3 protein-coding genes are annotated in these 3,003 nt (G+C 71.4%); all 3 read right to left on the reverse strand.

Features of this window, described 5'->3' with window-relative positions; all coding sequences use genetic code 11:
- The coding region (locus ACWF94_RS37660; protein ID WP_453499308.1) for an aldehyde dehydrogenase family protein at window positions 1-353 on the reverse strand (353 nt) is incomplete at its 3' end.
- Complete coding sequence (locus tag ACWF94_RS37665) at window positions 350-1,438, reverse strand: zinc-binding dehydrogenase (protein WP_453499310.1); 1,089 nt, start codon at window positions 1,436-1,438, stop codon at window positions 350-352. The genes ACWF94_RS37660 and ACWF94_RS37665, both read right to left, overlap by 4 nt.
- Window positions 1,435-2,637: a cytochrome P450 gene (locus tag ACWF94_RS37670; RefSeq protein ID WP_453499312.1), complete on the reverse strand. Its 1,203-nt coding sequence runs from the start codon at window positions 2,635-2,637 to the stop codon at window positions 1,435-1,437. Before ACWF94_RS37670 ends, ACWF94_RS37665 begins: the two co-directional genes overlap by 4 nt.
- Window positions 2,638-3,003: the final 366 nt, after the last annotated feature.

A 3,003-nucleotide genomic window follows, 5' to 3' on the forward strand; every position in this document is an offset into this window, starting at 1 on the left:
TCGTCCAGGTAGGCCGACCAGGCCCAGGGCGGCGACTGGAAGTCCATGGCCGACTCGGCGAGCACCTTGCCCATCTCACGGGTGAGGACCTCGGGGGCGGCGGGGTCGATGGCCAGCAGCCGGGCCGACGCCTGCCGCAGCAGGTCGGCCCGCTCGGTGAGCGTGAGCGCCGCCCACTCCCGCTGGGCGCGGTGCGCGGCCCGCACGGCGCGGTCCACGTCCGCCGCCCCGCCGCCCGGCACCGAGCCGACGGTCTCGGCGGTCCGGGCCGGGTTGTGCACGGTGAGCCGTTCGCCGCTCTCGGCGTTCTCCCACCGCCCGTCGATGTACAGGCCGAGGTCGAGTGCGGTCACAGCAGCACCACTCCCTTGGTGATCTTGTTGGCGGCGAGGTCCGAGAGTGCCTGCGGCACCTCGTCGAGGGAGTACCGGGCGTCGATGACGTCGTCCAGCGGGAGGCTGCCCCTCATGTAGAGGTCGACGAAGACCGGGATGTCCCGGGCGGGCACGATCGATCCCGCGTAGGTGCCGGTGAGGCGTTTTTGCATGAGGAAGCCGAAGAGATCGAAGGTGGCGGTCACGGACGCGTCCATGACGCCGATCGCCACCGCGAGACCGCCGGGGCGTACGGAGGTGAGGGCCAGCTCCAGGGTTCCCGGAGCGCCCACGGCGTCGAAGGCGTAGTCGACTCCGGCGCCCCGGGTCAGTTCCCGTACGGCTTCGGCGGCTTCCTCGCCCGTCGCGGCCACCGTCGCGGTGGCGAGGCCGAGTTCGGCGGCGCGGGCGAGTTTGTGTTCGGCGGGGTCGACGGCGATCACGGTGGTGGCCCCCATCGCGCGGGCTCCCATCATGGTCGCAAGACCCACTCCCCCGGCGCCGATCACCACGACGCCGCTGCCCGGTCTCACCTCGGCGCGGACGATGGCCGCGCCGAGGCCGGTGGACCAGGCGCAGCCCAGTCCGGCGAGCTTGTCGAGTGGTGCGTCGTCGCGGACCTTGACCGCGGCGGAGGCCGGGACGACGGCGTACTCGGCGAAGGAGCCCTGGCAGAACAGGACGTGTACATCCTCCGCACCGCTGCTGAGCCGGGTGGTGCCGTCCAGCATGGTGCCGGCGAACGCGACGGCCCGGGCGCACAGGGCGACCTCGCCGCGCAGACAGGCGGGGCAGGCGTGGCAGGAGGTGATGATCGAGCAGATGACATGGTCGCCGGGGGAAAGGCCCGTCACGCCGGGGCCGGTCTCCGTCACGATCCCGGCGCCCTCGTGGCCGAGGACGATGGGCCTGGGGGCGGGCAGATGGCTCTGGAGCACCGACACATCCGTATGGCACACACCCGAGCTGACCAGCCTGACCTTGACCTCGCCGGGTCCCGGGCGGGGGTCGGCCAGTTCCTCGATACGGATCTCGCCGGTGTCCCGGCTCACGGCGGCCCTCATGCGCCGCTCCCTTCAGTGGTCCGGCCGGCCGTGCGGCCGGCGTCGAGGGTGGCGGGCAGGGAGCGGATCACTCGGGTGACGCCGTCGCTGATGGTGACGGAGCCGGGGTCGGTGAGCCGGTAGCGGGGGAATCCGGCGAGCACTTCCTCCAGCATCACCCGGAGCTGGAGGCGGGCGAGCGGTGCGCCGGGGCAGCGGTGCACCCCCGCGCCGAAGGCCAGATGGCGGTTGGGTTTGCGGTCCACGACGATCCGCTCGGGGTCGGGGAAGGCGCTCTCGTCGTGGTTGGCGGACAGCCAGGACAGCCACACCCGCTCGCCTTGCGGAATCACGGTGCCCGCGACCTCGACCTCGCGGGTGGTGGTCCGGCCGAAGCCGTAGACAGGGGTGACGTAGCGCAGGAGTTCTTCGACGGCCGAGGGGATCAGCCCGGGTTCGGCGATGAGCCGGTCCCGGATGTCACGGTGGGTGTCGAGGAGCCTGAGCATATGGGTGCCCGCGGCGGCCGTCGTCTCACCGCCCGCTCCGGTGAGGGTGAGATAGATGTCGAGGGTCTCCTCCTCCGTCACGGGCCGGCCGTCGATGTGCGAGGCGAGGAGATGGCTCGCCAGGTCGTCGGCGGGCCGCTCCTTCCGCAGGGCGATCAGGCCCAGGTAGTAGTCGCGGATCTCCGTCTGGAGCCGCATCTCCTCGGCGGGGTCGGCCACCGTGACCAGACCGAGCGACCAGGAGCTGAAGCGTGCGACGTCGTCGTCGGGGATGCCGAGGAACCAGGTGATGACCCGGGCCGTCAGCGGGAAGACGAAGTCGGCGGCGAGGTCGGCCTCGCCGCCGGCGAAGTCGTCGATGAGGCGGTGCGCGTGTTCGCGGATCCGGCCCTCGAACCCTTCGATGCGCCGGGGCATGAACACCGCGCTGAGCAGCGACCGGTACTTCTGGTGCTCGGGCGGATCGCTCTCGACCGGGATGAACGGTTTGGGCGCGCCCACGGCCGGCAGCGTCACGGTCGGCAGCGACGAGTAGGTCGCGGTGTCCCGGGTCGCCCGGTCGACGTCGTCGTGCCGGGTCAGTGCCCAGAATCCCCCGTGTTTCTCGCTGTGGGCGACCGGGCAGTGCGCCCGCATCTCCCGGTGTGTGCCGTCCTCGTAGTCGAGTGTGGCGATGCGGCGGTGGTCGTAGTCGGCGGTGCGGAAATCCATGGCTCCCCCTGACAGGGATCGGCTCTCGGGCCGTGGGAAATGGGGACCTGGCGCCCTCTGGGGGGCGGTTGGGGCCAGACGTTATGCCCGTACGATCGGAAGGTCAATAGGTTTCACTGCCGATTGGCAGGCTTTCCTGGACCGGCCCCTCGGACACCGTGGTGACCAGTGTTTTCGACGGCGCCCGTCCGGTCGCACAAGGGTCCGCCAGTCGGCCGTCCATGCGTACACGGCGGCCGGACGGACACCCGGACAGGTACGGCGGGGGGTGTGTCAGCGCCAAGGGACGCAGTCGGCGGGGTGTCAGCGCCAAGGGGTGTAATCGGCCGGGCGCTTGGCGAGGAACGCCTCGCGGCCCTCCTCGAT

The sequence above is a fragment of the Streptomyces sp. NPDC055078 genome, assembly GCF_053607985.1.

What these genes read in the sequence shown, in the direction of transcription:
- ACWF94_RS37665 (WP_453499310.1), bottom strand. Translation starts at nt 1,438, where the DNA reads ATGAGGGCCGCCGTGAGCCGGGACACCGGCGAGATCCGTATCGAGGAA.
- ACWF94_RS37670 (WP_453499312.1), bottom strand. Translation starts at nt 2,637, where the DNA reads ATGGATTTCCGCACCGCCGACTACGACCACCGCCGCATCGCCACACTC.